Origin of the sequence: Bradyrhizobium sp. (assembly GCF_030697065.1) — a bacterium.
Lineage (GTDB): Bacteria > Pseudomonadota > Alphaproteobacteria > Rhizobiales > Xanthobacteraceae > Bradyrhizobium.
Genome location: NZ_JAUYQU010000218.1, coordinates 1 through 5934, shown reverse-complemented (window position 1 = coordinate 5934; position 5934 = coordinate 1). Strand labels below are relative to the sequence as shown.

7 protein-coding genes are annotated in these 5934 nt (G+C 64.4%); 2 read left to right on the top strand and 5 right to left on the bottom strand.

All coding sequences use genetic code 11. The features are described 5' to 3' along the window. Positions 1–177: 177 nt before the first annotated feature. Both Q8R73_RS17415 and Q8R73_RS17410 read left to right on the top strand, forming a co-directional pair. Positions 178–963, top strand: a complete 786-nt coding sequence (locus tag Q8R73_RS17415; RefSeq protein ID WP_305720794.1) for a sensor histidine kinase — start codon at positions 178–180, stop codon at positions 961–963. 169 nt (positions 964–1132) lie between these two features. Beyond that, positions 1133–2227 (top strand): DUF2336 domain-containing protein, encoded by a 1095-nt coding sequence (locus Q8R73_RS17410; protein ID WP_305720793.1) that lies wholly within the window; start codon positions 1133–1135, stop codon positions 2225–2227. A gap of 268 nt (positions 2228–2495) precedes the next feature. Here Q8R73_RS17410 and ilvC read toward each other — a convergent pair whose 3' ends face one another. The 5 genes from ilvC to Q8R73_RS17385 form a co-directional block, all read right to left on the bottom strand. Beyond that, positions 2496–3515, bottom strand: a complete 1020-nt coding sequence (gene ilvC / locus Q8R73_RS17405; protein WP_371126118.1) for a ketol-acid reductoisomerase — start codon at positions 3513–3515, stop codon at positions 2496–2498. Between the two features lie 145 nt (positions 3516–3660). Beyond that, the gene (locus Q8R73_RS17400) at positions 3661–4263 is read right to left on the bottom strand and encodes a LysE family translocator (protein ID WP_305720791.1); all 603 of its coding nucleotides are present in this window, start codon (positions 4261–4263) and stop codon (positions 3661–3663) included. 1 nt (position 4264) lies between these two features. After that, positions 4265–4960, bottom strand: a complete 696-nt coding sequence (locus Q8R73_RS17395; RefSeq protein WP_305720790.1) for a class I SAM-dependent methyltransferase — start codon at positions 4958–4960, stop codon at positions 4265–4267. Between the two features lie 4 nt (positions 4961–4964). Then, positions 4965–5507: an acetolactate synthase small subunit gene (gene ilvN, locus Q8R73_RS17390; RefSeq protein ID WP_305720789.1), complete on the bottom strand. Its 543-nt coding sequence runs from the start codon at positions 5505–5507 to the stop codon at positions 4965–4967. Positions 5508–5693: 186 nt separating this feature from the next. Next, positions 5694–5934 (bottom strand): pyridoxal-phosphate dependent enzyme (locus Q8R73_RS17385; RefSeq protein WP_371126117.1); only part of this gene is annotated, 241 nt, incomplete at its 5' end.

Below are 5934 nucleotides of genomic sequence, written 5' to 3'. Positions count from 1 at the left end.
ATGACAGCCATTTGCGACGACCCCGGCGGGGTCGATTCGAACCCGCTTTCGCGGAAGGCGGACATCGCCCCACGGGACCGGCGATAACGTCCCCAAAGTGCCTTGAATCGCTCGATCCGCGCCGAAACCGCCGCAATTGATCTGACCGGTAGACGACATAGGATGCTATGATCGCGGATGCTTGAAATAGATCATCACCAGGACCGGCACCCTTTCAGCGGAAGCGCCGCGCCACCGCAGGACTTTCTCGAGGCGGAGAATGTCAGCCTTCGGCTGCTGCTGGCACAAGCGGAAATCAACGCCCAGGGACTGCTCGATCAGGCCGGCATCGACGCCCGCGAGCGCGCCGCGGCCGACAAGCTGCAGAAGCTGATCCTGGAAGAGCTGCACCATCGCATCAAGAACACGCTGGCGACGGTCAGCGCCATTGCCTCGCAAAGCCTGCGCAATGTCGCCGGCGCCGAGCACGCGCAGCACGCCATCGAGGGCCGGTTGCTGGCGCTGGGACGGGCCCACGATCTGCTGTTGCAGGCGCGATGGAGCAGCGCCGATCTCGAAAAAATCGTGCGCGGCGCCACCGAGGCCTTCGACGATCTGGACGCGCCGAAGTTCTCGATTCTCGGACCGCCTATCCGGATCGCCTCCGGCGCCGTTATCGCCATTGCAATGACGCTGAACGAACTATGCACCAACACCACGAAGTTTGGCGCCTTGTCGGCGCCGAACGGCCGCGTCGACATTGCGTGGGCGGTCGATGAGCCGTCGCAGCGGCTGCGCCTGACCTGGACCGAGAGCAACGGGCCCACGGTCCAGCCGCCTACCCGGCAGAGTTTCGGCACCCGCCTGATCGAGACTCTCGGCAGGCAGCTCAAGGGCGATGTCCGCTTGACCTATGCGCCCACCGGCTTCGTCTACGCGTTCGACGTGCCGCTGGCATCGCTGACGCCGTCGGCCGCCGAATAGAGAGCGGATCCCGTGCCGTCGGGACTTCGGGCGGCCTGCCCTCTCGAAGACGCCTCGGCCGCGACCGCGCCCTGTATTTCTACGGAGTTCCAACTTAACGCGGCCGTAGGGCTGCGACGCCTAGGGTGCGCCTCAATTCCTGCCCCCCCAACAGATCGCTCCGGGAACGATGGCGCCACAACCGGATCATTCCATCATCGCCGAACTCGAGGACGCCGTCAGGAACGGCTCGCCCGCGGAGCGGGTCGAAACGCTTCGGCAGGTGACCAACCTGTTCCTGCATGACGGCGCGCGTCTCAACGATGAACAGGTCAAGGTCTTCGACGACGTCATGTGCCTCTTGATCGCCCGGGTCGAAAGCCGAGCCAGGGCCGACTTCGGCAAGCGGCTGGCGCCGGTCGCCTTTGCGCCGCCGGGAGTCATTCAGAGACTGGCATGGGATGATGAAATCGCGGTGGCCGGCGACGTGCTGGCCCAGTCCAGCCGCCTCAATACCAGCACGCTGGTCGAAATAGCGCGCAAGAAGGGGCAGGCTCACCTGCTGGCGATTTCGGGCCGCAGCAACCTGCCCGAAGCCGTCACCGACGTGATCATCGATCGCGGCGAGCAGAGGGTCATCAAGAAGCTCGCCACCAACTCCAGCGCGCGCATTTCCGAGGCCGGCTATACCGGCATCGTGGCGCGGGCCGGCGACGACGACGAACTTACCGAGATCCTCGGGCTGCGCATCGACCTTCCGCTCAGATTCCTGCGCGACCTGTTGCGGCGCGCCTCCGACGCGGTCCGCGCCAGGCTGGCGGCGATCGCGTCGCCGGAACTGCGGGAAGAGATCAAGCGGGTGCTGAAATCGATCCTCGGCGAAGGCGGCGACGACAGCCCGTTGGCGCGGGATTTCGGCGATGTCGAGAAATTCATCAAGTTGAAGAAGGAATTGAACGAGCTCGACGACGCCGCCGTGTACCTGTTCGCCGAAGCCGGGAAATTCGACGAGGTGATCGTCAGCCTCGCGGTGCTCAACGACGCGCCGACCGACATGATGGCGCGGCTGCTGGAGGGACCTCGCGCCGACCTCATCCTGATCCCGTGTCGGTCCGCCCGCCTGAACTGGCCGAGCGTCGAGAGCATCCTGCGCAACCGGCCGATGCCGGCCCCCATCAATGAACAATCGGTCGCGCTGGCGCAGCGCGACTACCGGAAACTGTCGCTGGAAACCGCGCAGCGCACGGTGCGCTTCTGGCAGCTGCACAACAAGATCGGGAAGTAGCCGCTGCTGCGGATAGAGCGAGCGTAGGGTGGGCAAAGGCGCGCCTTCGCGCCGTGCCCACCAAATTCACATCGAAATCGCTGCGGGATGGTGGGCACGCTGCGCTTTGCCCACCCTACGGCCGTAGCCGGTCGCTGATCCGTCATTGCGAGGAGCAAAGCGACGAAGCAATCCAGCTTGCCTAAACAAGATGGATTGCTTCGCGGAGCCTGTCATCGGGCGGCGCTTTGCGCCGACCCGTTGGCTCGCAATGACGACTTAGAGATTCTCAGTTCTTGGTCTTGTCGACCAGCGCGCCCTTCTTGATCCAAGGCATCATGTCGCGGAGTTTTTCGCCGACTTCCTCGATCGGATGCTGTGCGAGCTTTGCCCTCGTGGCCTTGAACGAGGTCTGGTTGACCTTGTTCTCCAGCATCCAGTCGCGGGCGAACTTGCCGCCCTGGAAGTCGGCGAGCACGCGCTTCATCTCGGCCTTGGTCTCTGATGTGCTGATGCGCGGACCGGTGACGTATTCGCCGTATTCGGCGGTGTTGGAGATCGAGTAGTTCATGTTGGCGATGCCGCCTTCATAGATCAGGTCGACGATCAGCTTCACCTCGTGCAGGCATTCGAAATACGCCATCTCGGGCGCGTAGCCGGCCTCGACCAGGGTCTCGTAGCCGCCCTTGATCAGCTCGACCAGGCCGCCGCACAGCACCACCTGCTCGCCGAACAGGTCGGTTTCGCACTCTTCCTTGAACGAGGTCTCGATGATGCCGGCGCGGCCGCCGCCGATCGCCGAGGCGTAGCTGAGACCGAGGTCGTGGGCATTGCCCGAGGAGTCCTTGGAGATCGCGATCAGGCAGGGCACGCCGCCGCCGCGCTGGTATTCCGAGCGCACGGTGTGGCCGGGGCCCTTCGGCGCGATCATCAGCACGTCGAGATCGGCGCGCGGATCGAGCAGGTTGAAGTGCACGTTGAGGCCGTGGGCGAACACCAGCGCCGCACCGTTCTTCATGTTGTCGTGCAGATGTTCGCGGTAGATGTCGCCCTGCAATTCATCGGGTGTCAGCATCATCACGAGGTCGGCCCATTTGGCGGCCTCGGCGACTTCCATCACCTTGAATCCGGCGTTCTCCGCCTTCTTGGCGGAGGCCGATCCCTTGCGCAGCGCGATCGCAACGTCCTTGACGCCGGAATCCTTCAGGTTCAGCGCATGGGCGTGGCCCTGGCTGCCGTAGCCGACGATGCAGACCTTCTTGCCCTTGATCAGGTTCAGGTCGGCGTCGCGATCGTAATAAACACGCATGGTCGTTTCCTCATGGGTGGCCAAAATCGGCCGGTTAATCAGGCTTTCAGGTGGTCGGGACCGCCGGTCGCCCGCGAATTTCCGGCGTTGTCTAGAGCATTTTCCCTTGCAGGGGAAATCCGTTTTGGCATGGCGCAGTGCGGCATCATGCGTCCATCAGGACCGGGTAGAGCGAGGCCAGCAGCAACAGCGCCATGACGATGTTGAAGGCCCGGACCGCCCGGGGCGACGTCAGGATCGGCCGCAGCGCGCTGCCGAACGCCGCCCAGGCCGCGCAGGACAGCGTGCCCAAGAGCAGGCTGAGCAGCACCTGGATGACGATGTTCCAGGGAAAGCCGGCGATGCCGGCATAGGCGGTGATGGTGCCGATCACCATGACCCAGCCCTTGACGTTGATCCACTGGAACATCGCCGCGCCCCAGAACGTCATCGGCCCGCGCGCATTGTCCTGGTCCGGCGTGGCCGGTCCGGACATCGCGATGTGGATCGCGAGATAGACCAGGTAGGCGATCCCGGCATATTTGAGGATCGTCTGCAGCACCGGATAGGTGATGAAGACGGTGCCGAGCCCGAGGCCCACCGCGCCGACCATGAAGGCGAAGCCGATGGTGATGCCCGCGGCATGCGGCAGCGTGCGGCGGAAGCCATAGGTCAGCCCCGACGACAGCAGCATGATGTTGTTCGGCCCCGGCGTGAAGAACATCACGGTGGCGAACATGACGAAGGCGATCAGCAGCGACTGCGACACGCTAGCTCTGCTCGCCGGATTTCGGCTTGCGCAGCAGATAGGTGCCGTGCAGCGGCGCGTGGTAATCGGCCGAGACCAGCGTGAAGCCGACATCGGTCAGCATGCGCTCGATCACCCAGCCGAAGGTGGAATATTCGTCGCGCATGTGGGTGACGACGCTGTCGCGATCGAATTCGTGGTTCTTGATGCTGAAATCGGCCCATCCCTCGACGTCGCGGTCGACGCCGTCGGGCATGCTGACGAAGACGATATCGCGCAGGTAGAAACTGGCGCCCGGTTTCAGCGCGGCATGGATTCGCGCCAGCGCCACCGCCTTCCAGAAATCCGGCAGATGATGCAGCGCGAATTCGCTGACGATCAGGTCGTACGAACCGGGCTGGTAGGCAAAGCTCAGCAGGCCCGCGGGCTGGGTCCGGAGCGCGACCCTGCGGTCGCTGGCCTGGATCTTCGCCAGCGCCAGCATCGCCGGCGAGATGTCGATGGCGTCGACCTGGGCGCCCATCAGCGCAGCCTCGACCGCCAGCACGCCGTTGCCGCAGCCGATATCGGCGACCCGCCAGCCCGGCTGCACGCCGAGCATGGTCAGCGCCGCGCGGGCGCGCAGGTCGCTGTCGTCATGGCGGTCGTAGATCGAGGCGACCGCGGAGTCCAGTCCGAGGCGACGCCGTTGCGTGTAGTACCAGTCGCGCGCCAGCATGGCTTCACATCCCCTCGGGTCCGCGAACGATGGCGGCGACGCCGGTGCGCGAAACCTCGACGAGGCCGAGCGGGCGCATCAGGTCGATGAACTGGTTGATCTTGGCGGAGTTGCCGGTGATCTCAAACACGAAGCTTTCGATGGTAGCGTCGATGACCCGGGCGCGAAACGCCTCGGCCAGCCGCAGCGCCTCGACCCGGTGATCGCCGGTGCCGCGCAGCTTCACCATCGCCAGTTCGCGTTCGATCGAGCGGCCGGTCAGCGTCATGTCGACGACGCGGTAGACCGGAATCATGCGGTCGAGCTGGTGCTTGATCTGCTCGATCACCATCGGCGTGCCCGTGGTGACGATGGTGATGCGGGAGACGTGTTTCTGGTTCTCGGTCTCGGAGACCGTGAGGCTTTCGATGTTGTAGCCGCGGCCGGAAAACAGCCCGATCACGCGCGCCAGCACGCCCGGCTCGTTCTGCACCAGTACCGAGAGCGTGTGCGACTCGATCGGATCGTGGCGCTCTTCCATGAAATAGGCGGATGCGGGCTGGTTCATTTCAAGTCCCTGTCGTTCTCTTGGTCGTGATGTCAGCCGCACCTGTCGTCCCCGCGAAGGCGGGGACCCAGTATTCCAGAGCAGCCGAAATTGAACCGAGACGCCTCGGCGTACTGGGTCGCCCGGTCAAGCCGGGCGATGACAGCTGAATTTGTGTTCGCGATCTCGTGTCAACGATAGCCATGGTCATACCAGCACCCTGCCACCGACGACGGCGGCTTGCGGTATGACCCAACTGCGGAACAAGTCGAAATCGATATTGCCGCCGCTCAGGATCAGACCGACACGCTTGCCGCGCAGCTTCGGTCTGTCCTGCAAGGCGGCGGCGAGTGCCGCGGCGCCGGCGCCTTCGGCGAGATTGTGGGTATCGGTCCAGTAGGCGCGGATCGCGGCGGCCACCTCGTCGTCGCCGACCTGCACGATGCGC